We start from the raw sequence: 25,867 nt of genomic DNA, 5'->3' as shown, positions 1-25,867 counted from the left end.
GCAGCGGCGGAGCCGTCCGTGGTGGAGATGAGTGTGGCTGGCATCGCCCTCGATGCCAGCAGCAGAAGTCCGATCGTGCTGTTGCGCGACCCGTCCAGGCGCCGACAAGTACCGATCTGGATCGATCAGGCCCAAGCCCACAACATCATGGCGGGGCTGAACGGAACGCCCCAGCCCCGGCCCCTCAGCCATGACCTCATGGCGGCCCTGCTTGAGGCAGGAGGTCTGCAGCTGGAGCGGGTGATCATCCACGCCATTGAAGACAGCACGTTCCGTGCTGTGCTGCGGCTCAGGCACGAGCAGGACGAGGATCAGCCCGCTGCGCGGGAGGCAACCGAGTCGGAATCAGAGGAGGAGTGCCTGGCGGAGATCGATGCCCGCCCGAGCGACGCCATCGCCCTGGCGATCCGCACCGGCAGCAGCATCTGGATGCTGGAGGAGGTGGTCGCTGAGGCCTCAATCGCTGTGGATGCCGAAGCCGACGCAGAGGATCAGGATGAATTCCGCCGGTTTCTGGATCAAGTCAGCCCCGCCGCGCTGGTGCGCCACCTGGAAAGCCGGGACTCGGCGGATCCCAACGATGCAACGAACGATTCACCGAACGTTTGAGCAAGGCACCCGCGCCAATGACAAGGCGGCGCGCCTTCGGCGACGGCCCAGCTGTGAGCCTGTTCACGCTCGGCACCATGCGAGCGCTGCAATCAAAAGACCAGATGCTGTCCGTGCTGCGAAGCGCCCGCGACGCTGGCATCAACCACGTGGAAACAGCACCGGCCTACGGTCCGGCTGAAACCTTTCTGGGACAAGCGCTGAGGCAGCTGGATCAGGAGGGAACTGGTCCTGCGGAAGGCGACTGGGTCATCACCAGCAAACTGTTGCCTGGCCAGACCCTGGACCAAGCCCGTCGCGCTCTTGATGCCAGCCTGGAACGCTTGGATCGCCCCAGGATGGAGAACCTGGCGATCCATGGCATCAACCGGGAGGAGCATCTCCACTGGGCCCTGATCGGTGACGGAGCACAGCTGATCGACTGGGCACTGACCAGCGGCAAGGTCGGACAGGTGGGATTCACCAGTCATGGATCCAATGCACTGATCCAGCAGGCGATCAACAGCGGCCGCTTCCGGTTCTGCGGCCTTCACCTCCACCTCCTGGATCCGCAGCGCATCTCCTTGGCTGAGGACGCTTTGGGCCAGCAGATGGGTGTGCTCGCTATCTCCCCGGCAGACAAGGGCGGTCGACTGCAGGCACCGAGTGATCAACTGGTCAGCGACTGCGCTCCCTTCGCTCCCCTCGCGCTGGCTTACCGCTTTCTGCTGGCCGCAGGGGTGAGCACACTCACGGTGGGAGCGGAGACACCCACCGACTTGAGCCTGGCCGCTGCCCTGGCCAACCAAGACGGCCCCCTGATGGAGCAGGAAACGAAGGTTCTTGCCCGCCTGGAAGCGCTGAGACGCGAACGGGTGGGAGTGGAGTTCTGCGGCCAATGCCGTGCCTGCCTGCCCTGTCCCAGCGAAGTCCCAATTCCCGAGCTGCTGCGATTGCGCAATCTGGCCCTCGGCCACGATCTCAAGGAATTCGCAGAGGAGCGATACAACCTGATTGGACGCGCGGGGCACTGGTGGGAAACAGTGAATGCCGATGCCTGCGCACACTGCGGGGACTGCCTGCCCCGCTGTCCCAATCACTTGCCGATCCCCGATCTGCTGGATGACACTCACCGCAGGCTTGCCGCAGCGCCAAGGCGGCGCCTATGGGGCTGACGATCTCCATCGTTGCTGCAGACGGCGAACCTCGTCTTCAGAAGCTGGATAGAGGGTCCAGCTGCGCATCCAGACCTCCTGGGCGGGAAGCACGAGAGTGCGCAGATCAGTTGGAACTCGACCGCCTGCTTCCAGCAGCTCCTCGCGAGGAAGAGGCGGAATCCAGCCCTGAGCCAGGAGGCGCGCGAGCAATGGAGGTCTCCAGGCCTCGGAAACCCAGGCCTGAGGCAGGGGTTCGGCCGTCCCCGCAGGACGGGCCAGCAGTGTCCAATGCAAAGGAGCTCCACTCTCTGGCAACACGGCGGTCAGCCGAGGGTCCCGCTTCAGAGCCTGCATGCAGCGCTGGAGGGGCAGCACGGCCACCCGAGCGTCGCCCTGCAAGAGCCAATTGAGGCCATAGCGATCATCAAAGCTGATGGCTGCCTGCCTGAGACGGCTGAGCCCATCCGGAGCGTCCATGTGATCCGCCAGGGACATCAGCAGGCGCGGGCTAGCCGGCAGCAGCACCTTGCCCTTGAGGGCAGGATCCAACAAGGTCATCCAGCCCGCATCCGCCGCCGGACGTGCACGGCCCTCCTGGCGAAACAGCAACACATAGGGACTGAAGCCCACGGGGAGAAGTTTGGAACTCCAAGCCGACGGAGCCTCAGTGAGAAAACGCTGGCCGAGCGCTCCAAGCCTGGCTGCCAGCGCAGGAGCGGCCACCGACTGGAGCTGATCTGGGGTCAGAGACGACAACCAGCCATCCGCCAGAGCCAGGAGATCCGTGGGCTTGGTCCAGGGGCTCTGGAACGGCGTCGATCCGCTGAGGGGTTCGAACCGCCAAGGAGCAGGGAGCTGGCGACGCCACAGCGAAGGCAGGATGTCTTCGGGGGCACGGAGCGTTGGCTTAATCACCCCCTGAGCGCACCCCGCCAGGCCTGCCGCCACACCGAGGGCACCGATCTGCAACAGCGTCCTACGACGCAGGAGTGGCATGGAGGAAGTGGCAGCCTTCATGACCCGAACCTACGGGGCGGGCGGACGCAGGCCCGTGGCCTGCAGCAACCGATCCATCGCGTCGTCACATCCCTGCAGCAGGGTGCCATGGTCCACACCACGCAAGGCGGCCAACAGGGCCAGACCACCGGCACCCACGCCTTCCTTCACATGACCTGATTCAAAGTCGCGCAATTGTTGATGGCGACTGTGCAAGAAACGCAACCCCGCTGCATACGCCTCCAACGCAACGCCGAAGTGGTGTTCAAGGCGAAGCAGCAGGGCTTCGAGGGATGAGGGACCGATCGCTGACTCCAGCGATTCGGCCGCCAGCCATGCCGTGGTCCCAAGCATCACCCTGTTGCAGAGACTCTGCTGCTGGCAGGGGGGGAGCGCTGCCAGTGCAAGAGCCAGCACCGCCACCATCTGGCTGCCACCGGCCAAAAGAATCGGCTGATCCGACTCCACCGCCCCCAGCAGGACGCCCATCGTGAGCGCCTGAAACGGATCACCGACCGCCGCCAGCAGCACCTCCGGATCCGTCGTGACGGGCTGGATCGCAGACAGCCCCTCAGCGACAAGCGCTTGCTTGAGCTCCATCGGTGGATGCAGTGCACTACCACTCACGAGTTGGGCCACGGGAAGGCCAAGGCCCGTGAGCACCGCCAACGCCGTCGTGGTCCCTCCGGGCACGCATTCCGCCAGAACCAAAGGCCTGCGCAGGCGGCGGCCCATCCGTTTCCCCCGTCGGATCAGCTGTCCAGCCCGCTCGGGATCCATCGCGGCGCCACCGCTCAGGCAGTGCGCAGGCCCATGGGATGGGGCTTCGAAACGCAGATGGGGAAAAGGAGGCTCGATCGGCAGCCCAAGGGCTGCCACCTGAAGATTGAGTGGGATCGTCTCGGCGACGACCCTGCTGATCAGTGCCGGTGACACGCCTGCAGGGAGAGGGGGCAGCGGCCAGCGGGGAGGCACGCCAGGACCATGAATCAGCAGCTCAGCATCCGCGAGGGCCGTGGTGCGACGGGCTGCTGCCGTGCATCCAGCAGCGGAGATGCCCTGAACCTCGGCAGAGCGCGTGGAAGCGAGCACCAGCAAACAATCCGGGGTGGACAACTCCGGGGATTGCCAGCGGTTGAGCAGGGCTGTCCCTCCGGCTCCCGAAGACGTCCCTGTCAGCCGTCGACAGCCGGACGGGAGATTGAGATCAGAGGGGATCGAGGGCAACCAGACCATTCAGAAGACGCGGAGGCTCAGGAACCGGCGCCTGCAGCCTGGGGAAGATCCAATAGGCCAAGGCATGGAGGGCCAGCACGTAGATCAGCTGCTGAATCACAACCAGGACGAGGGCCATGACCTGCACCAAAAGAAGATCCGGCGCGAGCGGAAGCTGAAGCAGCTCAAGCAAGCGATCGAGCAGTCCGGCACCGGCTCGGGTGATCACCACCCAGAGGTTCTCACCCACCAGCAAGGAGAGGGCCACGACCCTCACCAGAAACCCTGCTGCTCCGATCACCAAGCCGAAGCCCCAACTGATCCACCAGCTCTGCCGATGCTGCCAGCACCAGCCCAGCCAGAGCGACAGCAAGCCGTAGGGGAAGAGCATTAAGGGGCCCCGCACAGGCCCCATCAAGGCCATCAGCAAGAGGATCGACACCGCCAGCCCTTCAAGCCCCGCACGGCTCCCCCGACGCACCGTCAGCAGGGCGAGGGGAAGTGGAAGAGCCAGCCGAAAGAGTGAACCACCCACCGGGAGGTAGTAAAGCGCGAGCCAGATCAGAGCTGCGGCGGCCGCCAGGTACGAGCACTCCATCATGCGCAGAGCCTGTCGATGGCTGAGAGCTGGTGGCATCAGGGCGACGGAGTCGGTTGTTCATCCATCGGCACAGCCGACTGTGCCCTGGAGATTTTCTCAATGGTTTCCACCTCAAAGCCAATTCCGGCCTTGCGCAGAGCGTCGGTGACCCCCTCCGCAGGTGCCGCTGGATCAGCCGACGACAGGCGGATGGTGATGCGATACGGCAGCGTGCGTCTAGTCATGGCGCGAGGGAGATCGGCCTTGGTCTCAACGTCTTCAGGAGTGGATGGCTGAGGGTTGGTCGTGATCTCTCCGGTCTTGGCCTTCACGGCCTCAACCTTCACTGGATCGTTCTTCACTGGACCCTTCTCGACTGGCGCCTCCTCCACTGGCTCCGCTTTGACCTGAACCGACTGCGGTGCGTCCTCTGAAGAGGGCTGAGCCGATGGGCCGTCAAAACTGTCTGAGAGCCGTTGACCCAACGGCGTGCCATCACAGGCCTGCAGGAGCATCAGAGCCAGCAGAACACCGGGAAGCAGCCTCACGGACATCAGGAATCACCAGGCCGGATCACCCGCACCGCACTGGCCCGGAGGCGTCCCGACTTGGTGGTGGCCGGTGGCTTTTTCGCAGCTGGCTTGGCAGCTGGTTTTTTGGCAGCGGGTTTCTTCGCCGCCGGCTTTTTGGTGGCAGCGGATTTGCGGCTGCTGGATTTTTTCGTTGAGGCCTTCGCAGCCAGCAGCTCCAAAGCTTCCTCCAGGGTGATGTCCTCCGCGCCCTTGCCCTCGGGAAGGGATGCATTGACCTTGCCCTGCTTCACATACAGGCCGTAAGGACCGTCGTACACCTGAATGGTCTCCTCGCTGCCATCGGGTTTCCCCAGGTCCTTGAGGGCTGTGCGGCCGCCCCGTCCCCGCTTGGGCATCGCCAGCAGTTCCATGGCGCGGGTCAGCCCTACCGACAGGACATCGTCATCGCCCTTCAGAGAGCGGTAGTCCTTCTCTCCCTTGCCCTTATCCCAAACCACGTAGGGACCGAATCGCCCCAAACCGGCCTGAACCTTGCCGCCATCGGGGTGCTCACCGAGCAAACGCGGCAAACGCAGCAACCCCAGAGCATCATCAAGACTGAGATCCTCAGGTTTGACGCCTTTGGGCAAAGAAGCACGCTTGGGCTTCGGATTCTCATCACTCACCTGCCCTCGCTGCACGTAAGGGCCGTACTGCCCAAACAGCAGATAGACAAGGTCACCGGTTTCGGGATCTTCACCCAGGGCTTCCGGTCCATCAGCCTTCTGCTTCAAGATCAGTTCCGCCTGATCGTGATCAAGATCAGCCGGGGTGATTTCCCTCGGCAGGGTGGCCTTGATCAGTTCCTCCTCGCCATCCTCCCCAACGCGTTTCGACTCCAGGTAGGCACCGAAACGTCCGATCCGCACCACACAAGGCAAGCCTTCGAGATCAATGGTTCGGGAGGCACCGGGATCGATATCGCCTTCGCGTTGATGAACCTGGGATTCAAGCCCTTTGTCGCCTTTGTAAAACCCTTCGAGGTAGGGAAGCCACTGCACGGTCCCATGCGAGATCTCATCGAGTGTGTTCTCCATCCGGGCCGTGAACCCCGGATCCACCAGATCAGGGAAATGCTCCTCGAGGAGCGATGTCACAGCAAATGCTGTGAAGCTGGGGGTGAGGGAGTTGTTCAGAAGCGTGGCGTAACCACGATCCACGATCGTGCCAATGATCGAGGCATAGGTGGACGGACGGCCGATGCCTTCCTTCTCCAGCATCTTCACCAGGGACGCTTCGCTGAACCGCGCCGGTGGCTGGGTCTGGTGTCCGAGCGCTTCAACGTCCTTCAGTGACGGTGCGTCACCAACGCTCAGCGAGGGAAGCAGCACCTCCTGGCCTTCCAGAGCTGCATCCGGATCATCACTACCCTCCACATAGGCACGGAAAAATCCCGGGAAATCGATGCGCTTGCCGCTGGCTCTGAACACGGCATTTACAGCGCTGAGATCCACGGAGAGCATGGTCAAACGGGCCTCAGCCATCTGACTGGCCACGGTGCGCTTCCAGATCAGTTCGTAAAGGGCCAGATCCCTCCCGTCCAGACCAGTGTCTTGGGGAGCCCGGAAACTCTCGCCGGCAGGGCGGATCGCCTCATGGGCTTCCTGGGCGTTGCGGGACTTGGTGCTGAACTGACGCACGGACTTGCTCAGATACTCCTTGCCGTAGCGGGATTCCACACAGCTTCGTGCTGCGCTGATGGCCTGATCCGACAGGTGCACCGAATCCGTTCGCATGTAGGTGATGAAGCCCCGCTCATAAAGCCCCTGAGCGCAACGCATGGTCTCCCGTGCCGACAGCCGCAACTTCCGGTTTGATTCCTGCTGGAGCGTGCTGGTGGTGAAGGGCGGAACGGGACGGCGCACCGTGGGTTTCTCCTCCACGGCCGTGACGCTCCAGTCCGCGGCCTCAACAGCGGCGGAGAGGTTTCGGGCATCCTCCTCGCTGAGGAGACGCACCTTGCTTCCTTCTTTCAGGCCGCCGGTGCTTTCATCGAAATCATTGCCAGTGGCAATGCGTTGCCCCTCAAGATGGGTGAGCTTGGCTTCAAAGCGAGTACCAGCTTTCTCTAACGCGGCCTTGAGGTCCCAGTAGCTCCCGCTTCGGAACGCCCGTCGGGCCCGTTCCCGCTGGACGAGCAGACGCACAGCCACCGATTGAACCCGGCCGGCGGACAACCCCCAGGCCACCTTCTTCCACAACAGCGGGGAGAGGGTGTAGCCCACCAATCGGTCGAGAATTCGGCGGGTCTCCTGCGCATGCACGAGCTCCATATCAAGCTCCCGGGTCTGATCCAGAGCCCGCCCGATCGCCTCCTTCGTGATCTCGTGGAAGACCATCCTCTTCACGGGGACTTTGGGGGCCAGAAGCTGGAGGAGGTGCCAGCTGATGCTTTCTCCTTCGCGATCCTCATCAGTCGCCAGCAGAAGCTGATCAGCACCTTTCAGCGCATCCTTGAGCTCCTTAACAATCTTCTTCTTGTCCTTCGGCACCACGTACAGCGGCTCGAAGTCGGCGTCGGTGTTCACACCGAGATTGGCCCATTTCTGCCCTTTGTGAGCCGCTGGTATCTCGCTGGCATTGTTCGGCAGGTCACGCACATGGCCCATGGACGCCTCAACCCGAAAGGCCTTGGGAAGAAAACCACGGATGGTTCGGGCCTTGGTAGGGCTCTCAACAATGACCAGGGTGTGCGCCACAGGCGGGCAGAAATCTCCGACCCCTTCTTTATCGCACCGCCGCTCCGGCTGCAGCGAATTGCCCTTGCTTCTCAAGCCTGATCAGCATCGCCGCTACAGTCCCCCCTATTGCTCTGCCCTGCGCGCACCATGCCCGAGATGGGTGCTCTGCTTCTGTCCACTACGGCATTGGCAGCTCCTGGGGAGCTGCTCAACCTCTCACTGAATGCCAGTGCTGTCGCACCGGAGGGTGCTGTTCTGCTCGCCATGCTGGCCACCCTTCTGGTGGATCTGGCCGGAGAGAAGACCTCCTCGCGCTGGGTTCCCCCCATTTGCTATGCGGGTTTAGGGACAGCTCTTCTGCTGCTGGCGCTTCAGTGGAATGCCCCCCTTGAATCCTCGTTCCTCGGCGCTTTCCTGCCGGACCACTTAGCGATCGCCTTCAGGGCTGTTGTGGCGCTCTCCACCCTGCTGTCTCTCATGATCAGCTGGCGGTACGCCGAACAGGGAGGAACCCCCGTCGGTGAATACGCAGCCATCCTTCTCGCGGCAACCCTTGGAGGGATGCTCCTCTGCGGAGCGACCGACCTGGTGAGCGTGTTCGTGTCACTGGAAACCCTATCTGTCGCGAGCTATCTCCTTTCCGGCTACATGAAGCGCGATGCGCGCAGTTCCGAGGCCGCTCTGAAATATCTGTTGGTGGGATCGGCTGCGGCCGCCGTCTTTCTGTATGGATCCTCACTGCTTTACGGCCTCAGCGGTTCCACAAGTCTTGAGGCAATCGGAGAGGCTCTCCTCACCAGCCCTACCCCGCTGGCTGCCCTGGCGCTGGTGTTTGTGCTGGCCACGGTGGCGTTCAAGATCGCTGCCGTTCCCTTCCACCAGTGGACACCTGATGTGTATGAAGGCTCGCCAACCCCTGTGGTCGCCTTTCTCTCCGTGGGCTCCAAGGCTGCCGGTTTCGCCCTTGCCCTGAGACTTCTTGTGGGGTGTTTCGGAAGCTTCGACACCCAGTGGAAGTTGCTATTCACCGTGCTGGCCGTGCTGAGCATGACCCTGGGGAATGTGGTCGCGCTGGCCCAAACGTCAATGAAACGGATGCTGGCTTACAGCTCCATCGGTCAAGCCGGATTCGTGATGATCGGCCTGGTGTGCGGAACCGAGGATGGCTTCGCAGCCATGGTTCTCTACACGGCGGCCTATCTGTTCATGAACCTTGGCGCCTTCGCCTGCATCATCCTGTTCTCGATCCGCACAGGAAGCGATCGGATCGCTGATTACGCGGGGCTTTACCAGAAAGATCCACTCATCACGCTTGGGCTCAGTCTCTGCCTGCTTTCCCTCGGGGGAATTCCTCCGATGCTCGGCTTCTTCGGAAAGATCTATCTCTTCTTCGCAGGCTGGGCTGATCACCAGTATCTGCTGGTCGTCGTCGGTCTGATCACGTCGGTCATCTCGATTTATTACTACATCGGTGTGATCAAGATGATGGTGGTGAAAGAGCCTCAGGAAGCCTCTGACGCCGTCAAGGCCTACCCACCCGTGCAGTGGTCCACCCTTGGCCTTCCCCCTTTGCGAGTCGCTCTCTTGGCGTGCGTTGTTGTGACAGCAGTGGGCGGAATTCTCTCCAACCCTCTCTTCCAGTGGGCGAGTGATGCTGTGGCCGGCACGCCCCTGCTGCAACAAGCAATCGCCAGTGTGAACGGAACCCCCCTTGGCTGACACCATCCCGTCCGAACGCCGGCCGGTCGCTGAATTGAAAGCCGTCAGCAAGGTGTACGGCTCAGGCGACACCCAGGTCAGAGCATTGGATGGGCTGGATCTCACAGTGCTTCAGGGTGACTACTTGGCTGTGATGGGTGCCAGCGGATCCGGCAAGAGCACCGCGATGAATATCCTTGGCTGCTTGGATCGCCCCACCAGCGGGTCCTACCGCCTCAACGGCAATGCCGTTGAGCTGCTTGATGATGATGCGCTTGCCGATCTACGCAACCAAGAGCTGGGGTTCGTGTTCCAGCAGTTCCACCTTCTCCCCCATGCCTCGGCCTTGGAGAATGTGATGCTGCCGATGATCTATGCCGGCATTGAGGTGCATGAGCGGAGAGACCGCGCCCGTGCGGCCCTGGAGCGGGTTGGGCTGGGGGATCGACTCGAGAACAGACCGAATCAATTGTCTGGAGGTCAGCAGCAGCGGGTGGCCATCGCACGGGCAATCATCAATCAACCGGCGCTTTTGCTCGCGGATGAGCCGACAGGAGCCCTGGACTCGCGCACGACGGACGACGTCCTCAATCTGTTTGACAGTCTCCATCGTCAGGGGATCACAGTGGTTCTGGTGACCCATGAAGACGACGTGGCCGCCCGCGCAGAGCGCGTGGCTCATTTCCGCGATGGACAGGTGGAACGCTGGGAGATCCCAGCCGAGAATCCGAGCCCTTCAAAACACCTCTGATTAAGGTGTTCGTTAATCAGGAACGTTCTCATGGGAGCCCCTGCAGCTCCATCCATCCGCATCCTTCTGGTGGATGACGAGGCCCGTTTGACGGATCTTCTGAAAATGGAACTGGAAGTGGAAGGGTATGACGTAATCGTGGCCGCTGATGGGGCCTCAGGTCTCTTCCATGCCCGGGAGACGCCTGGCCCTGATTTGATTGTTTTGGATTGGAATCTGCCTGATTTCAGTGGCATTGATATTTGCCAAAGAATTCGTAGCAGTGGTGTCACAACACCAATCCTGATGCTCACCGGGCATGACGACATTTCCGATCGGGTCACCGCCTTGGATGCAGGCGTGGATGACTACTTAATCAAGCCTTTTTCTATTGAAGAACTGATGGCCAGGTTGCGGGCCATGCAACGCCGAGCCATCACGTTCTCGGCGATCAACGGTGACGGACCCCAGCCGGAAACCCTCAAAGTGGGGAATCTCAGCATGAATACAAGCACCAGGGATGTGTCCCGTGGTGATCGATTGATTCAGCTCTCGGTCAAGGAATACGAACTGCTGAATTTCCTGATGCGCGGCCAGGGCAAGGTGCTGACGCGCGCCGACATCATGCGTGGGGTCTGGGGGGAAAACTTCTATGGGGACGACAATCTTCTCGATGTTTATATCCGCTATCTGAGACAGAAGCTGGAGTCCAAAGACCTTCCAACACTGATTCACACTGTGCGAGGGGTGGGATTCATCCTCAGAGAGGAGATCCAAGACTCAGGCTCCTGATGATGAGGAGTCAGGCCGTTCGAGACTGTTCATCAGCTGGCCGACCAGCATGGACACCGCATCGGCACCTGATGCAGTGAGTGGATTGAGATCGAGATCGCCGGGATCGGTAGCGACCCATCCGTCGTCCTCAGGGCGACGGAGCTCAAAGTGAAGATGGGGCCCAGTACTCAGGCCCGTGCTGCCGACACGCCCGATCACCTCGCCCTGTCGCACGGTCTGTCCCGCTTTCACATAAATCTCGGAGAGGTGTCCATAGAGCGTCCGTCTTGGTGGATCTCCATGGTCGAGCTCAACAGCGATGCCATAACCACCGGCGAGGCCACTGCTCAGAACAGTTCCAGACAGGGCTGCTACAACCGGCGTCCCTTCCGGAGCAGCAAAATCCTTGCCTGCATGCATCAGCCACTGACCCACAATTGGATGGATGCGCCAACCGAACCCACTGGTGGTGATGGCTGATCCGATGATTGGGAACAGCAGCTGTCGGTTGCCATTTCCGGGGATCGACGCCGGACGGGGAGAGACCGCGAAAACCGATTCGAGGCGGAATCCTCCCGTTGAGCCGGCAAGAAGAGCTGAAACCGGAACGGAAATGGGCGGGAGCGGACGTCCATCCACACTTCGCCTGGACAGGCCGGTCAGGATTTCATCCCTGCCGTTCAACACCACGCGGGTTTCACGCCGTTGGTTACGACCGCGTAGAGCCACACCGTTGCGACATTCCTGCTGAGACAGAGCACCCGAACGGCAAGCCTGCTCAAACGCAGGGGCTTCAGCCGGGCGGGTGACGTCTCCGGTCTCCAGCTGTTTGCGCTCAGCAGGGGTAATGACCCGGTTCTTCTCAAGGGATTCAAGAGAATGATCAAACGTCCCTGTGCTCTCAAAAGCGCCGTTGGGCGAGGGAGCCAACGGCAGCGTTAGAAGAATCGGTGCAGCAAGCCAGCGAAGTACCAACAGATCGAAGCGATCTCATCGTGCGAGAGGTTAGACACTCCTGTCGTTGCTGTCACCCCACCGGGTCCAGCTGCAGGTCTGGGTGCCCTGACTGAGCAAAAGACGTCCATCAAGACCCAGCCCTCGCACCTGCCAACTGTCCCCACTGCTGGGGTCACGCACGTGATGACTCCAGAGCCGACGTTCCACTTCACGCACCACATAAGCAGGGTCATGAGCAAGATCCGTTGACCGGTCCAGGGCTTGAAGAACGGCGCCTTGCCAGAACCCCAGCCGGCAGCGACTGCGCGGCAGGAGCTGCTTCAACGCGATGGCCCCGGAGGGAACGGCATTGCACACATTGAGCCCAACGCCGACACGGGCTTGTCGGACCTGGCTCCCACGAAACACCAACGTGGGCAGAATTCCCGCCAGTTTCCTGGAGTGCACCAACAGGTCATTCGGCCACTTAATCCGCACCGGCAGAGCCTGGGATTCGAGTTGTTCCGTCAGCGCAAGCGCCACAACCAGACCGAACAACCCCGTGGCACTGATCGGATGGGGCCAGGGCAGGGCCGCACTGAGCCAGACGCCGCCCCGCGGCGCCAACCACACACGTCCGTGCTGGCCATGACTCTGGGTCTGATGGGAGGAGAACACAGCACGCGGTTGATCACCACTCCATGGGTGGCTCTGCAACCAACGCACCAGCTCGGTTTCCGTACTGGTGCAAACCGGCAATTGCCGCAGTCTCCAATGGGTGCCGCCGCAACGACGCAGATCCCTGAGAACACGTGCAGCTCCCCTGGCGACCGGACGCATCAGCTCTGGAGCGCCCACCAGGGTGCGAGACGATCCACAGCAGACTCAAGCTCGATCGAAGGGCGCACCAAGGCCAGTCGCAACCATCCTGCTCCAGCTGTTCCAAAGCCAGAACCGGGAGTGAGCGCCACCCCGCAATGTTCGAGCACTTCGGCGGCCAGCTGTTCATCACTCCAGCCCCTGGAGCGGGCCCAGGACGGCAGAGGCATCCATAGGTACAGGGCCATGGAGGGCTGGGGCACCGACCAGCCGATTCGCTCCAGGGAACGCAGCATGCGATCCCTGCGATCCCGATAAACAGGACGCAGGGATGCAGGCCAGTGAGCGAAGCGATCTAGCGCCAGCACCGCCCCCTGCTGAAGAGCACGGCACTGATTGAAATCCACAACGCCCTTGAGCTGACGGAGAGCACTGATCAGGGGTGCTGCCCCCACGGCGAAGGCCAGACGGAATCCCCCCAGGCACCAGCCCTTGGAGAGGGAGAAGAACTCGATTCCCCGCTCTTTCCATTGGGGACAGCGCAAGAGAGCGGGCGCCTCTCCCTCCAGAGCGAGATCAACGTAAGGGTTGTCATGCGCCAGTACGAGATCATGGCGATGGCAGTGCTCCATTGCTTCATCGAGCCATGCCTGTTCCCCTGTACAGGCGGTTGGGTTGTGGGGGAACCCCAGAACCATCAGGCGCAGTTGCCTCCACTGCTCGGTCGTCAGACTGGAAAAGTCGGGAGCCCATCCCGTTTCGGCGCGAAGCGGCAGCGTGTGGATCGAGGCATCCGCCAGTTCGAGACCGCCGCGATGGGAGGGATAGGAGGGGTCAAGGATCAAGGCGCTCTCACCAGGATCCAAAACGGCCATCGGCAGATGGGCAGTCCCCTCTTGGGAACCCACCAACAGCAGAACTTCGGTTTCAGCATCAACCGCCACACCGAAGCGACGCTCACACCAAGCGGCCGCTGCATGGCGGAACGCTTCGGTTCCGGCATGCAGGCAGTAGGACGAACTGATGGGATCTTGAAGCGCACCAGCCATGGCCGCGATCACCTCCGCAGGTGGGGCTAGATCGGTTGACCCGAGCGAAAGATCAATCAGCGGCTGCTGGGGATGACGACTCCCAAGGCAGTAGTGCGCTTTGCGGCGATCATTCCGGTCGAAAACACCACTGCCCAGCCGGGCCAGGCGTTCAGAGGTGAGCATCCAGGAAAGCCTGCAACTGAGGACGGGCGATGGCCCCCTCGTGACGACCAATTTCCCCACCATCGCGGAAGAGGATCAACGTTGGAATTCCCTGCACCTGGTAGGCATCGCGGGTTGCGGGATTGCCATCCACTTCAAGCTTTCCCACCTGCAGACGCCCTGAATAGGTTTCGGCCGCCCAGTCCATCAGAGGAACCATCAGCCGGCAGGGACCGCACCAGGGTGCCCAGAAATCCACAAGAACTGTTCCGGATGCCTTCAGGACGTCCTGATCAAAACCGGCATCGGTGAAGTCGGAAACAGCAGCTGACACAGCAAGACGACGAAGGAAGTCTGATCCTATGGACGGGAGAGGCTCTAGAGGAGGTTCAGAGCTTGTCGATGGAACGCCGAAGTTCCTCGAGATCCTGATCCACCTCGGCGACTTTCACGGGCTGCACCTTGTCATCGGCCTGCGGAAGGGCCACGGCCTCAGGTCCACCCTGAAGCTGTTGCCGCAGGGAGGCCAGTTCATCATCCACATCGCTTCCACTTTCCAGAGCAGCGAACTGACTTTCAAGGTCGGCTCCGGCCAACTCGGCCGCTGCCTGACTGGAGGCCTCCATGGACTGAACCTTGTCCTCCATCCGCTCAAAAGCGGCCATGGCGGAGTTGGTCCCCATGCCGTTAACAGCGCTCTGCAGCTGCTGCTGTGCCTGGGCCGCCTGAGCTCGGGCCTTCAGCATGTCTTTCTTCGTGCGCGCCTCGGCGATTTTTCCCTCGAGAGCCACAAGGCTCTTCTTGAGGGTCTCCACCTGGGCCTCCTGCGCCTTCACCTGGTTACTGAGGGATGTGGCGGTTTCCTGAAAGGTCTTACGCCGGGTCAGGGCTTCCCTGGCCAGATCCTCCTCGTTCTTCTTCAAAGCCAGTTCGGCACGCTCATACCAAGTGCGTGACTGGGTCTCGGCCTGATCGGCCTGATTGCGCAAACGCTTCTGGCTGGCAATGGCCATGGCGACCGCCTGGCGCAGCTTCACCAGATCAGACTGCATGTCAGCAACCGACTGATCGAGGATCTTGACGGGGTCTTCCATGCTGCTGACTGCAGCGTTGGCGTTCGCGCGAACCAGACGACTCAGCCGATCAAAGAAACCCATGGATCAGGGCAAGCAGCCATCAAAGGCTAGCGAGAGGGGCCACCTGTCCTCCCTATCGTCACGGGATTGATCCCTGATCGAACATGGGAAGGGCTCCGAAATCACAGAGACGTCGCTTCGGCAAGGGTGAACTCTTGATGCCGGCGCCTCCCGAACCGGCACAGTCGATCAGGGGATGCCTGGACCGACTGAACCAGCAATGGCGTCAGGACGGTTCAATGGCAGCCCTGTGGCAGGACTGGCCGAAACTGGCAGGACCGTCCCTGGCTGAACATTGCCGGCCCCTGACCCTCAGACAAGGGGTGCTCAGCGTTGGTGCCAGCCATCCTCAGTGGCGCCAGGCTCTGCTCTACAGCAAGCTTCAACTACTCGCCGCGATCCGTGCCGCCGGTCACCCCGTTCGCGACCTTCGCATCCTTCAGCACCACACGGCCCGACGGTCCGATCCAGGGGACCCTCTCGACGAATGGAACCGCCATCCCAGCCGGACGGATGTGCATGGAATGGCGACCTGCCCGCGCTGCGGATCACCGGCTCCGACGGGAGAAATGGCCTACTGGGGCCACTGCAGCTTCTGCAGAAGTGCTGACTTGGGCTCGGAGGCGGCCAACGGCTGACATCAATAACGCTCTGGCCTCGGATCCCGCCAGGTGAGATCAACACCCTGGGCCTGCAGGGTTGCAGCCCGCTGTTCGAGACGGCTGCGATCCACACGCCATAGGGCATAGATGCCTGTCCGGCCCAGCACATCAGGAGCCAGCCCCTGCCAGTGCTCACGCGCAGCAGTGCGCTCATCGATCACCACAAGCACCGTGTCCGAGCTGCCGGGATCGCTGAGGGGGATGCCTTGAAATCCCTGCCGCTGCTCACGGCTGAGTCGATCCGCCAAATTGACCAGTGCCGACTTCGACTTGCCGTCGTAGAGAACGACCTGGCGTGTGTAGAAGTGCAGTGAGGGTTTGAGAACGCCGATCATCGCGAGGGGTTCCCCGGGTCGCCGCTGGCTCACCACCGTTCCAGCCACCTGCCTGACGGGAAGCTGCCGGACCCGGTCTCCGAGTTCGATCATCGGCAGGAGCGCAACGAGCTGAAATGCCACCAGAGGTCCCTGGACCGCAAGCAGGCGACCATCCAGTGTGCGCACCAAGGTGAGCAGGCCAAGCAAGGCCGCCGCGGTGAAGCAGACAGCAGCCCGAAACACCAAACCACTGGCCAAAAGCTCAGCAGGGAGTGTGGGCATCTCCGGGTCCTGAATCAGGGGAATCCAGAGGGGAGACACCCAGAGACCAGCCGCAAGCACAGCGGTGAGCAGCAAGGTGAAGCTCCACATCCACAGAAGCAGTGGACGTCGCTTGCACGAGGGAGCCTGGGCCGTCAGAGCGATTAACAGGGCAGCGGCTGGGGTGGCCGGCAACCAGTAACTGGGAAGTTTGGTTGCCGCCAGGGTGAACAGAATCAGCAACGAGAACACCCAGCAACCAGCGAAATCGCGAAGGCTCTGCTGGGCTGGGAGCTGCAGACGCGATCCCTTGCCCCGAAACGCGGCCAAGCAGCGTGCAAGACCCAACAGCAGCAGCGGCGTGAACGGCAGAGATGCCACCACAAGCACCGGTCCGAAGAACCACCAGGGCTGGAGGTGATCATTCACCACGCTGGTGAGGCGTTGGAGGTTGTGATATCCAAAGAAGCTGTCCCAAAACGGCTGGCCCTCCACCACCAGCTCGGCCAAATACCAGGGCAAGCTGAGCACAGCAGTGATAAGCAAGCCGCGGATGGGGCGAAGGAGCCGCCACAGACCGAAGAGATCCCTGCGGATCAGGGCATAGAGGCTCAGGGTGATTCCGGTGAGCACAACCGCCACGGGCCCCTTGGTGAGCACCGCAAGGGCCAGCAGTACCCAGGCCAACCACCAGCGCCGCGTGGATCCACTCGCGTAGCAACGCCATTGGCAGAGCAGGCTGAGACTCAGGGTGCCGCTCAGCAGGGCGTCGCTCACTGCGGTGCGGCTCCAGATCAGCACCAGAGGGGAGAGGGCGAAGGCCAGCGCTCCAGCCACCGCCGTCCGTCGAGGGTGGGCATCCCCAGCCAAGGGGTAGCGAAGCAACGTGTCACCGAGCATCAGCATGGAGGCCATCGACGCCAGGGCCGAAGGCAGGCGCGCGGCCCAGGTGCCAAGTGGATCCCATGACGCTGACCCCGGAAGGCTGTAGCTCAGCCCCATCAGCCAATACACCAAAGGCGGCTTGTCGAAGCGAGGCAGACCATTCACCCGGGGCGTCAACCAGTCGCCGGTTTCCGCCATCGCCCTGCCTGATGCAGCGAACAGAGGTGGCGTTTCATCCACCAATCCAGTGCTTCCCAGCTGCCAGGTGAAGATCACCACAGCCAGCACGAAAATGCACCAGAGCCCCCTACGCCGCACCAGCGGCGTGAGCTCAGTCGTGTCAGGTCGATCCCCTGTCATCAGACGATCGTGCCATCCATCCGGGACAACCCCCGGCGGATCCAGGTCTCCACGCGGATGGCCAAACCCTCCTGGCTCGCCCACTGTTCAGCCCATTCGCGGCAAGCCCGTCGATCGATCGCACCAACACGCTGCGTGGCTCGACTCAGGGCGTCGCGGTCATCGGGGGGGACGAGCCAGCCTGTGACTCCGTCTTGAACGATCTCCCCAGGACCTCCGCGGTCGTAAGCCACCACTGGCACGCCACAGGCCAGAGCCTCCACGACCACATTCCCGTAGGCCTCATTCCACTTGGGGGTGTTGAGCAGCGCCCGGCATGCCCCCAGTTCCCTTTGAAGCGCGGCCGTGGGCTTGAACCCGCACCACTCGATCGTGCCATGAGGCACATCCGCCTCCACCCTTTGGGCATAGGCCTGGTCTTCCACCAGGCCCCAGACCCGCAGCGTTTCTCCAAGGGCCGCAGCCGCTGCCGCCGCATCCTCCAGACCCTTTTCCGGAGCGACCCGACCGGCCCATCCCAAGGGACCCGATGTTCCGAGCTGAAGCGCATAGTTCGAGAGATCGAAGCCATTGCCCACCACCTCAGGCGGGGCCATCAGGTCGAAATCCTGGGCCTGACGGCGAGTATGAAAGGCCAGCCGGCTCTGATCCCAACGGGCTACCGCAGCCACAGCGCGATCCATCACCTGCGAGACCGACCCCATGCTCACCAGATGAAACAAGGCCGCGGGGGCATGGGGCGTCAGCCATAGCGGAAGCCAGTCGTAACCGAAATTGATCACGGCATCGGCCTGACAGCCCAGGTCCAGGGCGCGCTCCCAAAGGCGGGGGAGCACCCCGTTATCGGGAATCTGCATCGGGGCCCCACGGTCGGCATGCTGCCAGCTCGGCTGATCCACTCCTTGGCACGGATGGAGCTTCACCGTGTCAGCAATCACCGGCGACCTCGATCCCTCCGGTGCCACGAGAGAGAGCTGGTGGCCGCGGCCCACCAGGCCGCGCATCACCGATCCGAGCGTGAGCTCGACACCCCCTCCCCGACCACTGCCAAGCTGACCAATCGGCGTGCTAACCAGCACCAGATTCAAGGGACGCTCCGTCATGCCTTCATGTCTCCAGGCTGGGAAGAAGCCGTGCGCAGCAATGGATCCCAGAGCTTCTGCCGCTGACTGACCAACAGGACCGACGCCAACACGAGCAAGACGGCGAGCCATTGCAAGCCAGCCAGGCGTTCGCCGAGAAGCACACCCCCTGAAACGAGCGCGAACACAGGGGTGAGAAAACCCAGGGTGGTGAAGCCAGTGAGATCCTCACGATTGGCGAACCAGAAGAACAGGCCATAGGCCAACGCACTGCCAAGAATTGAGGCATAGGCCATCTGCGCCCAGTCCAGGCCAGTCCAGGGCGGGAGAATGGAGGTTGCCGGATCCAGCCCATGCCAGATCAGCAGGGGAATACCCCCAAAGAGCATGTGCCACCCGGTCACCGCCACTGGATCACTGCGCCGGCAGGCAAAGCGACTGATCACCGTTCCAAAGGCCATGGTGAGGGCCGCTAACAACATCCATCCGGTCCCGGACTGCCATCCGGACTCCCATGAAGAGAGATCAGCCTCCAACCACCAGTGGTTCAGCAAGGGGGCGGGAACGCCAAGGCAAACGATTCCTGCCAGACCAAGCGCCAGACCGAGCCAACCGAATGGATTGATCGATTCTTCGAACAGCCATCGCGCCAGAAGCGCAACGATCAACGGCTGGGAATCAATCAACACCGACCCGAGCCCTGCACCGGTTCCTTCGATTCCTTTAGCGAGAAAGATCTGAAACAAGAAGGCGTCCACGAGGGTGAACAACACAAACCAGCCGCGATCGCCGGGGTCGATCCGCAAGGAACGACCGAGCCTTGGAACCGCAACCAGCAGAACAGCGCCAGCAGGAAGAAGCCTGAGACAGGCCACCAGTACTGGCCCGCCGGAATGAACCAAGGGAGCCATCGCAGCCATGGCCGTTCCCCACAAAGCGAAGGGAAGAACCATCAACAGCCCGCGCTGCAGGGAGGACATGAAATCGGGCCGACAGGGTCCTTTTTAAGATCCGGCCAGTTGAACGGAGAGTCATGGTGTGGCCGTGGCGCCGGAAATCCAGACGTCGCATGGCGAGAATCGCCATCGAAGGGGCTATCAGCGGGTCCACCCGCCGGCGAGTTCTCAAGGCGCTTCGCGAAGTGCAGGAGCGTGAATTTCCAGCCTTGCTGCTGCGCATCGACAGCCCTGGAGGCACCGTCGGTGACAGTCAGGAGATTCATGCCGCCTTGCTGAGACTGCGCGAGAAAGGCTGCCGGGTGGTCGCCAGTTTCGGCAACATCTCCGCCTCTGGCGGGGTGTACGTCGGCGTCGCAGCCGAAACGATCGTTGCCAATCCCGGCACCATTACCGGATCGATCGGCGTGATCCTTCGCGGCAACAATCTCTCAGAGCTTCTTGACAAGATTGGGATCCGCTTCGAAACCGTAAAAAGCGGGACCTACAAAGACATCCTCTCCCCGGATCGAGCCCTCAGTCCTGAGGAGCGGCAGCTGCTACAGGATCTGATCGACAGCAGCTACAGCCAATTCGTCGATGCCGTCGCTGAAGGTCGCGGACTCGAGCCCGATGCCGTCCGAGCCTTTGCCGACGGCCGGGTGTTCAGCGGTGCCCAGGCCAAGGACCTTGGCTTGGTGGATGAACTCGGCGATGAAGAACACGCCAGGGTTCTGGCGGCCCGACTGGCGGATCTGGATGAGGAGCGCTGCAGACCCGTGACTCTCGGGAAGCCCCGCAAGAGCCTGCTCCAGGGGCTACCAGGCTCCTCATTGCTCAGCGCGATGCACCAACGGCTCAACACAGAACTGGAACTGAGCGGTCAACTCCTGTGGATGCACCGGCCATGACCCTCCCCCTGCAGCTGCGTGGCCTGCGTGGAGCCACGACCAGCTCTGACAACACCGCAGCCTCCATCAGGGACGCCGTATCGGAACTGGTCGATGCCCTGATGGAGCAGAACCAGCTGCAACCGAATCAACTCGTGTCTGTGACCTTCTCCGTGACGACCGATCTCGATGCCTGTTTTCCTGCTGCAACAGCTCGGCACCGGGAAGGATGGGGAGATGTGGCCTTGCTGGATGTGCAGCAGATGGCTGTTCATGGAGACCTCGCCCGCTGCATCCGGCTGCTGGCCCACGCATGGCTACCCGGAGACAGGCCCGTGCATCACCCCTATCTGCGGGGCGCCTCACGCCTCCGGCCAGATAGATCCGGTCACAGCTGACACCTGATAGGCCGACCCTCGAAGAACCAACAGACCGATAATTCTCAGGACAATTCACATACGTCCAATGGCCACATTGCTTTAAGCATTCCGAGTTTCATGACCCAAAACGCCTTCCGACTCACACGCCGCCGTGCCGGTCTGACCGCTGCACTGGTTGCAGGATCCATCGGCACGGCAGCACTACTGCCTACAACAGCGCCCCAGGCCGTGCGGGCTCAGAACACTCCGGCACTGCTGGAATTCCGTTGGGATGGAGGGAAGGATTACAGGAAGCTTTATTACGTGCAGAGCAGTACGGCACAACGCGAGCGTGCCGAATACTTCTTCATTCTGAGGCCAAAGGACCGCAAAACCGCCATCCTCAAGTTGAGCATTTCGGTTCCGAGCTATTTCAATGCCCGGATCAAGCCCAAGAATCTCTCCCTCTGCAAGATGAAATTGGGGGGTGTTCTCTCCCGCAGCCGTTGCGAGGAGGTGCTGCCGGCCGTTTTCGAAGTCAATGAGAAGCAGACCGCGATCGAAGTGTTTCCTGATACCCCGATCCCCACTGGAGGCACCTACGCGGTGTTGATGAAAATCTTCAATCCCAACTCACAGGGCATGTATCAGTTCAATGCGCTGGCCCAGGCACCTGGCGATGTTCCAGTATCCGGCTACCTCGGAAGCTGGGTGATCGATATTGATTGAGCCTGCCCTGATAAACTCTCCCCTTGAGAAAAAGCCGGACGCCGGAACAGATTCATGACCAAGCGAACCCTCGGTGGTACCAGCCGCAAGCGCAAGCGTGTCTCAGGATTCCGAGTGCGCATGCGTTCGCACACCGGTCGGCGGGTGATTCGCACCCGCCGCAAGCGGGGTCGCAGTCGTCTGTCTGTTTGATCCGGTTCCAGCACATCCCCAGCGATGGTTCTGCCCGCTTCCATGCGTTTACGCGGCCATCGCTGTTTTGATCACTTGCACAGGCGTGGCAAGCGTTTTCACGGCACCTTGATGGTGCTGCGCAAGGCGTCATCCAATCCAAAGCTGCTGCGTCGCGACACAGTTGGAGTTTCTGAATTGGGTCAGCCCAAGAGCTGCCGGATTGCCGTCGTGATCAGTGGCAAGGTTCACAAGCGGGCGGTGGTGCGCAATCGTCTCAGGCGGCTGCTGCATGACCACCTCAGGACTCGCTTCGAGGCACGCCCCGAGCATGGTCAGTGCTGGCTGCTGATCAGTCTTCGACCCGGTGCTGACGCAGGTGAGGCCAACTTGCTGGAAGAATGCGACAGATTGCTTGAACAGGCGGGGCTCCAGCCATGACCAAATCCGTACAGGAAGACACCTTTTACGAAGGAGGTCCCGCCAAGGGAGACCTGATCGTCAACCTTCTGCTTGGCTTCACCCTCATCGGACTTCCTTTCACGATCGGTGCTGTGGTGAGAGCCCTCTGGCTCCGCTTCAACATCACCAGTCGTCGCGTCTCCGTCAGCGGGGGCTGGATGGGACGTGACCGCAGTCAGGTGGTGTATAGCCAGATTCGTGAAGTGCGATGCGTGCCCAGGGGATTCGGAGCCTGGGGAGACATGGTGCTGGTGCTCAACGACGGATCCAGGCTCGAGATGCGGTCGCTGCCCCGATTCCGTGAAGTGGAGACATTCATCCTGGAACGGATCACAGTCCGTCCCGATGCAAGCCAGCCCACAGCTGCAGGTCTCAACGACTCCACCAGCAAGGGGTTCGCTGCCTGAAGCCCGGCAGCACCGCAAAAGCGGCGACGCTGTTGCACACTGGCATCACCTTTCACCACACCGCGGAACGCCATCGTGATCGGGTACATCTCCGACAATCTGCTGCTGCCGATCCTGGATTTCTTCTATGGACTGGTACCGAGTTACGGACTGGCCATCGTGGCGCTGACGGTTGTCATCCGACTGGCTCTGTTCCCGCTCAGTGCAGGATCCATTCGCAGCGCCCGACGGATGCGCATCGCCCAGCCGGTGATGCAAAAACGCCAGGCGGAGATCAAAGCTCGTTTTGCTAGCAACCCACAGAAGCAGCAGGAAGAGTTGGGAAAACTGATGAAGGAATTCGGCAGCCCTTTGGCCGGATGTCTGCCACTGCTTGTGCAGATGCCAATTCTCTTCGCCCTGTTCGCCACGCTGCGGGGTTCACCGTTCGCTGATGTCCCCTACACCATCAACCTCAAAGTGCTGCCTGGCGAGCAGATCGCAGCGGTCGAGCCAAAACCCTTCAACAGCGCCAGTCATTCGATCTTCGTCACCGAAACCGATCACGTCCCGGTGATCGCAAGTCTTCCTGGCGGCACAAAAATCGGAACAGGAGAGAGCGTTCAGATTCAGCTTCAAACCAAGAACGGTGAAGCCTTCAGCAAGGTTCTCAGCGATGTCGAAAACGGCCAATCGTTCCTTCCCAATTGGTCGGTGACCAAAGGGGAGACCATCGTGTCCGTCTCCGACGACGGAACCATCTCGGCCTTGACTCCAGGGGATGCCACGGTTGAAGGCAAAATTCCAGGCCTCGCAGCGCGCAGCGGCTTCCTGTTCATCAAAGCCCTGGGTCAGGTCGGCTTCTACACCGAGGGAGCCATCAACTGGGACATCGCCATCCTCGTGGGAGCCTTCGGCTTGAGCCTGTTTATTTCTCAGCTGCTGTCCGGCATGGGAATGCCAGCCAACCCACAGCAAGCCACAGCCAACAAGATCACGCCCGTGATGATCACAGGCATGTTTCTGTTCTTCCCCTTACCAGCCGGCGTTCTGCTTTATATGGTGATCGCCAATATTTTTCAGGCCCTTCAGACCTTCCTGCTCACCCGAGAGACACTTCCCGACAATCTGCAGGCGATTTTGGATGACCAGATGAAGCAGGCTCAGACCCCGGCCACAGCAACAGCCGGTGGCGGATCCCAAGCCGGCCGCCTGCCGTTCGAACCCAAGGGCGGGAACAAATGATTCCCGGCCTGGAGCCGGTGGCCTTGAAAGAGCTTCTCGCCCTGGGTCAGCCCAGGGAGTGGGATGTCGATGGCATCCACGATGAACTCTCAAGCCTCACTCCAATTCGGGGACGCGTATGCGCAGAACACCGCGGCAACGTTCTTGAGGTGGAGGGGTCTCTCCAAACCATCATCTGTGTGTGCTGTGATCGGTGCCTGGGAAACTTCAACCAGCAACTCACGGTTAACACTCGCGAATTGATCTGGCTTGGCGCTGAGCCATCGGAGGCGACCATCGGAGATGCCGATCACAACTCTGATAGCGCTGAAGGACTGATGGAAAGCCTGGACCCTAGGGGATGTTTCGAACCCGAACGCTGGGTGTTCGAACAACTAAGCCTGCAGATGTCAGTAGTCAATCGCTGTGGCGATCACTGCCCTGGACCACCGGTGCAGCCCAGCGCAGCAGCACCGCCAAGCGCAACGACATCTTTCAAGGATCCTCGCTGGCAGGCTTTGCGGGATCTTCAGGCTTCCATGGAGTCAACCCCGGACCGACAGCATGACTGAATCATGGAGCCGGCAGCTGGATCTCCTGATCCGATCAGGAACGCCACTGATCTGGATCCGAAGCCATGAGGAGGAGAGGGTTGAAGCCCTCCTGACCCAAGCCAGTCAACGCCTGGGCGACCGCTTGCTGGCGCGATGGGATTTCGTGAGTGGTCTCAGTGGTGCCCTGGGGCAGGAACGGTTGGGAGCGCGGCAGCCAATGGCCGTTCTGCAGTGGTTGAAAGAACGTTCAAGCAACGATCCCACCCTGCTCCTGCTCAAGGATGTGCATCGGTTTTGCGATGACCCAGGCATCGCTCGGATGCTGCGCAATCTGGCCGGTGAGTTGAGGTCCACCCCCCACACCCTGATCCTGAGCTGCGGCCAGTGGACGCCCCCTGCCGACCTCGACGAAGCCCTCACGCTTCTGGATCTGCCCCTCCCTCGCGAGGAGGAATTACGGATCCTTCTGAGCAACATCGCCAGAGCCAGTGGATCCGCCCTCGAGGAGGAGGTGCTGGAAGAACTCACCCATGCCTGCTGCGGGCTGAGTGAAGCCAGAGTGAGACATGTGGCCGCAAAGGCCCTGGCGCAGCGCGGCCGCCTCAGCCTCGACGATCTGGCCGATGTGCTCGAAGAGAAACGCCTGTCACTGGCACGCAGCGAAGTGCTGGAGTTCTGTCGCACCGATGCCACCCCCGCGGATATTGGCGGACTGGAGACCCTGAAGCACTGGCTTGATCAGCGCCATCGCGCCTTCAGCGACGAGGCCCGCCGTTTCGGCCTGCCCTTGCCGCGCGGCGTGCTGCTGGTCGGTCCTCAGGGAACCGGGAAATCACTCACCGCCCGAGCCATTGCCCACAGCTGGTCGATGCCTCTGCTGCGATTGGATGTAGGCCGCCTGTTCTCCGGGCTCGTAGGAGCCAGCGAGGCGCGAACGCGCGACATGATCCTGCGCGCTGAGGCCATGGCGCCCTGCGTGCTGTGGATAGACGAAATCGACAAGGGCTTCGGCCAGGTCGGCGGCAGCGATGGCGGAACCAGTCAGAGGGTTCTGGCCACGGTGCTCACCTGGATGGCGGAGAAGCGCTCCGCCGTATTTGTCGTGGCCACGGCCAACGGTGTGGAGCGACTGCCACCCGAACTGCTGCGCAAGGGGCGCTTTGACGAGATCTTTCTTCTGGACTTGCCATCCAGAGACGAGCGCTGCGGCATCCTCACCCTTCATCTCCAACGCAGACGCCCGCAACTCGATCTGCCCCTGTCCACCGTGGTGGACCGAACCGAGAGCTATTCCGGCGCCGAACTGGAGCAGGTGGTGATCGAAGCGATGCACCTCGCCTTCGCTGAACGCCGGGAACTGAATGAAAGCGACCTGATCAAGGCCGCATCCCAGTTGGTCCCTCTGGCGCGCACCGCCCGGGAACAACTGGAAGCCCTGAAGCAATGGGCCAGTGCAGGCCGAGCCAGACCCGCTTCATTGCGGCGCGTAACGAACCCTGACGCCCCGTAACGAAT

General features: G+C 61.5%; 28 protein-coding genes. 15 read left to right on the top strand and 13 right to left on the bottom strand.

Features of this window, described 5'->3' with window-relative positions:
* Window positions 1–18: 18 nt before the first annotated feature.
* A complete protein-coding gene (locus tag WH7805_RS12500) occupies window positions 19–609 on the top strand; it encodes a bifunctional nuclease family protein (protein ID WP_006043497.1) in 591 nt (196 codons plus the stop codon).
* A 17-nt stretch (window positions 610–626) separates the two neighbouring features.
* Window positions 627–1,763 (top strand): aldo/keto reductase, encoded by a 1,137-nt coding sequence (locus tag WH7805_RS12495; protein ID WP_006043496.1) that lies wholly within the window; start codon window positions 627–629, stop codon window positions 1,761–1,763.
* On the opposite strand, the gene WH7805_RS12490 is transcribed toward WH7805_RS12495, so the two are convergent.
* The 5 genes from WH7805_RS12490 to topA are packed head-to-tail and all read right to left on the bottom strand — an operon-like array spanning window position 1,752 to window position 7,807.
* Complete coding sequence (locus tag WH7805_RS12490; protein ID WP_006043495.1) at window positions 1,752–2,762, bottom strand: hypothetical protein; 1,011 nt, start codon at window positions 2,760–2,762, stop codon at window positions 1,752–1,754. The genes WH7805_RS12495 and WH7805_RS12490 overlap by 12 nt on opposite strands.
* Window positions 2,763–2,771: 9 nt before the next feature.
* Entirely contained in the window at window positions 2,772–3,977 is a 1,206-nt protein-coding gene (locus WH7805_RS12485; RefSeq protein ID WP_006043494.1) for a nicotinate-nucleotide--dimethylbenzimidazole phosphoribosyltransferase, read from the bottom strand.
* Complete coding sequence (locus WH7805_RS12480; protein ID WP_006043493.1) at window positions 3,949–4,593, bottom strand: DUF2232 domain-containing protein; 645 nt, start codon at window positions 4,591–4,593, stop codon at window positions 3,949–3,951. The genes WH7805_RS12485 and WH7805_RS12480 overlap by 29 nt, the downstream gene beginning before the upstream one ends.
* Window positions 4,593–5,090, bottom strand: a complete 498-nt coding sequence (locus WH7805_RS12475) for a hypothetical protein (RefSeq protein ID WP_006043492.1) — start codon at window positions 5,088–5,090, stop codon at window positions 4,593–4,595. Before WH7805_RS12475 ends, WH7805_RS12480 begins: the two co-directional genes overlap by 1 nt.
* Window positions 5,090–7,807 (bottom strand): type I DNA topoisomerase, encoded by a 2,718-nt coding sequence (topA, locus tag WH7805_RS12470; protein WP_038005493.1) that lies wholly within the window; start codon window positions 7,805–7,807, stop codon window positions 5,090–5,092. The genes WH7805_RS12475 and topA overlap by 1 nt, the downstream gene beginning before the upstream one ends.
* Before the next feature lie 129 nt (window positions 7,808–7,936).
* Between topA and WH7805_RS12465 the strand changes: the two genes are divergently transcribed.
* From WH7805_RS12465 to WH7805_RS12455, 3 genes are read left to right on the top strand one after another with little or no spacing between them, the layout of a single operon-like run.
* Window positions 7,937–9,508: an NAD(P)H-quinone oxidoreductase subunit N gene (locus WH7805_RS12465; RefSeq protein ID WP_038005491.1), complete on the top strand. Its 1,572-nt coding sequence runs from the start codon at window positions 7,937–7,939 to the stop codon at window positions 9,506–9,508.
* Entirely contained in the window at window positions 9,501–10,238 is a 738-nt protein-coding gene (locus WH7805_RS12460; protein WP_006043489.1) for an ABC transporter ATP-binding protein, read from the top strand. Before WH7805_RS12465 ends, WH7805_RS12460 begins: the two co-directional genes overlap by 8 nt.
* Before the next feature lie 30 nt (window positions 10,239–10,268).
* Window positions 10,269–11,009 carry a response regulator transcription factor gene (locus tag WH7805_RS12455; RefSeq protein WP_006043488.1) on the top strand — a complete coding sequence of 247 codons (741 nt, stop codon included), beginning with the start codon at window positions 10,269–10,271 and terminating at the stop codon, window positions 11,007–11,009.
* Here the strand turns inward: WH7805_RS12455 and WH7805_RS12450 are convergent.
* The 5 genes from WH7805_RS12450 to WH7805_RS12430 are packed head-to-tail and all read right to left on the bottom strand — an operon-like array spanning window position 10,998 to window position 15,096.
* Window positions 10,998–11,966, bottom strand: coding sequence for a M23 family metallopeptidase (locus tag WH7805_RS12450; protein ID WP_006043487.1), 969 nt, complete (start codon window positions 11,964–11,966; stop codon window positions 10,998–11,000). The two genes, WH7805_RS12455 and WH7805_RS12450, sit on opposite strands and share 12 nt — an antisense overlap.
* A gap of 30 nt (window positions 11,967–11,996) precedes the next feature.
* Window positions 11,997–12,785 (bottom strand): biotin--[acetyl-CoA-carboxylase] ligase, encoded by a 789-nt coding sequence (locus WH7805_RS12445; RefSeq protein ID WP_006043486.1) that lies wholly within the window; start codon window positions 12,783–12,785, stop codon window positions 11,997–11,999.
* Window positions 12,767–13,960: an aminotransferase class I/II-fold pyridoxal phosphate-dependent enzyme gene (locus WH7805_RS12440; RefSeq protein WP_006043485.1), complete on the bottom strand. Its 1,194-nt coding sequence runs from the start codon at window positions 13,958–13,960 to the stop codon at window positions 12,767–12,769. Before WH7805_RS12440 ends, WH7805_RS12445 begins: the two co-directional genes overlap by 19 nt.
* On the bottom strand, window positions 13,947–14,273 hold the full coding sequence (trxA, locus tag WH7805_RS12435; RefSeq protein ID WP_006043484.1) for a thioredoxin: 327 nt from the start codon (window positions 14,271–14,273) through the stop codon (window positions 13,947–13,949). Before trxA ends, WH7805_RS12440 begins: the two co-directional genes overlap by 14 nt.
* Before the next feature lie 55 nt (window positions 14,274–14,328).
* Window positions 14,329–15,096 (bottom strand): PspA/IM30 family protein, encoded by a 768-nt coding sequence (locus tag WH7805_RS12430; RefSeq protein WP_006043483.1) that lies wholly within the window; start codon window positions 15,094–15,096, stop codon window positions 14,329–14,331.
* Window positions 15,097–15,179: 83 nt separating this feature from the next.
* Between WH7805_RS12430 and WH7805_RS12425 the strand changes: the two genes are divergently transcribed.
* Window positions 15,180–15,713, top strand: coding sequence for a DUF721 domain-containing protein (locus WH7805_RS12425; protein WP_006043482.1), 534 nt, complete (start codon window positions 15,180–15,182; stop codon window positions 15,711–15,713).
* A 2-nt stretch (window positions 15,714–15,715) separates the two neighbouring features.
* Here WH7805_RS12425 and WH7805_RS12420 read toward each other — a convergent pair whose 3' ends face one another.
* From WH7805_RS12420 to WH7805_RS12410, 3 genes are read right to left on the bottom strand one after another with little or no spacing between them, the layout of a single operon-like run.
* Entirely contained in the window at window positions 15,716–17,560 is a 1,845-nt protein-coding gene (locus WH7805_RS12420; RefSeq protein WP_006043481.1) for a glycosyltransferase family 39 protein, read from the bottom strand.
* Window positions 17,560–18,663: a glycosyltransferase gene (locus tag WH7805_RS12415; RefSeq protein ID WP_006043480.1), complete on the bottom strand. Its 1,104-nt coding sequence runs from the start codon at window positions 18,661–18,663 to the stop codon at window positions 17,560–17,562. The genes WH7805_RS12420 and WH7805_RS12415 overlap by 1 nt, the downstream gene beginning before the upstream one ends.
* Window positions 18,660–19,622: a DMT family transporter gene (locus WH7805_RS12410; RefSeq protein ID WP_006043479.1), complete on the bottom strand. Its 963-nt coding sequence runs from the start codon at window positions 19,620–19,622 to the stop codon at window positions 18,660–18,662. Before WH7805_RS12410 ends, WH7805_RS12415 begins: the two co-directional genes overlap by 4 nt.
* Window positions 19,623–19,675: 53 nt before the next feature.
* Here WH7805_RS12410 and sppA point away from each other — a divergent pair, with 53 nt between their 5' ends.
* From sppA to WH7805_RS12365, 9 genes are all read left to right on the top strand, one after another.
* Window positions 19,676–20,488 carry a signal peptide peptidase SppA gene (gene sppA / locus WH7805_RS12405; RefSeq protein WP_006043478.1) on the top strand — a complete coding sequence of 271 codons (813 nt, stop codon included), beginning with the start codon at window positions 19,676–19,678 and terminating at the stop codon, window positions 20,486–20,488.
* Window positions 20,485–20,865 (top strand): chorismate mutase, encoded by a 381-nt coding sequence (gene aroH, locus WH7805_RS12400; RefSeq protein ID WP_006043477.1) that lies wholly within the window; start codon window positions 20,485–20,487, stop codon window positions 20,863–20,865. The genes sppA and aroH overlap by 4 nt, the downstream gene beginning before the upstream one ends.
* A gap of 99 nt (window positions 20,866–20,964) precedes the next feature.
* On the top strand, window positions 20,965–21,555 hold the full coding sequence (locus tag WH7805_RS12395) for a DUF2808 domain-containing protein (RefSeq protein WP_006043476.1): 591 nt from the start codon (window positions 20,965–20,967) through the stop codon (window positions 21,553–21,555).
* 54 nt (window positions 21,556–21,609) lie between these two features.
* Window positions 21,610–21,747 carry a 50S ribosomal protein L34 gene (gene rpmH, locus WH7805_RS12390; RefSeq protein WP_006043475.1) on the top strand — a complete coding sequence of 46 codons (138 nt, stop codon included), beginning with the start codon at window positions 21,610–21,612 and terminating at the stop codon, window positions 21,745–21,747.
* 24 nt (window positions 21,748–21,771) lie between these two features.
* Window positions 21,772–22,167, top strand: a complete 396-nt coding sequence (locus tag WH7805_RS12385; protein WP_006043474.1) for a ribonuclease P protein component — start codon at window positions 21,772–21,774, stop codon at window positions 22,165–22,167.
* Window positions 22,164–22,595: a PH domain-containing protein gene (locus WH7805_RS12380; protein ID WP_006043473.1), complete on the top strand. Its 432-nt coding sequence runs from the start codon at window positions 22,164–22,166 to the stop codon at window positions 22,593–22,595. The genes WH7805_RS12385 and WH7805_RS12380 overlap by 4 nt, the downstream gene beginning before the upstream one ends.
* A gap of 75 nt (window positions 22,596–22,670) precedes the next feature.
* On the top strand, window positions 22,671–23,819 hold the full coding sequence (yidC, locus tag WH7805_RS12375) for a membrane protein insertase YidC (RefSeq protein WP_006043472.1): 1,149 nt from the start codon (window positions 22,671–22,673) through the stop codon (window positions 23,817–23,819).
* Window positions 23,816–24,370 carry a DUF177 domain-containing protein gene (locus WH7805_RS12370; protein WP_006043471.1) on the top strand — a complete coding sequence of 185 codons (555 nt, stop codon included), beginning with the start codon at window positions 23,816–23,818 and terminating at the stop codon, window positions 24,368–24,370. Before yidC ends, WH7805_RS12370 begins: the two co-directional genes overlap by 4 nt.
* Window positions 24,363–25,862 (top strand): AAA family ATPase, encoded by a 1,500-nt coding sequence (locus WH7805_RS12365; protein ID WP_006043470.1) that lies wholly within the window; start codon window positions 24,363–24,365, stop codon window positions 25,860–25,862. The genes WH7805_RS12370 and WH7805_RS12365 overlap by 8 nt, the downstream gene beginning before the upstream one ends.
* Window positions 25,863–25,867: the final 5 nt, after the last annotated feature.

This window comes from Synechococcus sp. WH 7805 (assembly GCF_000153285.1).
Classification (GTDB): Bacteria; Cyanobacteriota; Cyanobacteriia; order PCC-6307; family Cyanobiaceae; genus Synechococcus_C.
The sequence above is the reverse complement of the archived record's forward strand: the minus strand, read 5'-3'. Positions and strand labels throughout refer to the sequence as shown.